Below are 338 nucleotides of genomic sequence, written 5' to 3' on the forward strand. Positions count from 1 at the left end.
CGTCGGCATGAACCTTGACGTTCACGCCGCGCAGACGCGCTGTAGCACTCTCAGCGCAACGCCACAGGTGCAGAAACCACTAAGGAACACACCATCACTAAATAAGGAGCATTCAGTGGCAACCTTCCCTGAAGCTACCCCCGCGCGAGCAACCCGGCACACACAGCCGGGACGCCTCAAGCAGCTGGCACGCAGCTGCGGCGCACTCACCCTGGGGCTCACCCTCGGGCTGACCGCCCTGCCGTTCGGTACCGCCGCCTACGCGGCACCGGGTGTAGTACGCGGCGCAGACCGGGACGCACCCCGTCAGGACACCGGCACCGGCGAGAACAGCAACG

1 protein-coding gene is annotated in these 338 nt (G+C 66.0%); it reads left to right on the plus strand.

Annotation, left to right across the window (positions count from 1 at the left end):
- Positions 1–115: 115 nt before the first annotated feature.
- Positions 116–338 (plus strand): hypothetical protein (locus tag AB8E48_RS09030; protein WP_368886491.1); only part of this gene is annotated, 223 nt, incomplete at its 3' end.

The organism is Rothia mucilaginosa, from assembly GCF_964211445.1.
GTDB lineage: Bacteria > Actinomycetota > Actinomycetes > Actinomycetales > Micrococcaceae > Rothia > Rothia mucilaginosa_E.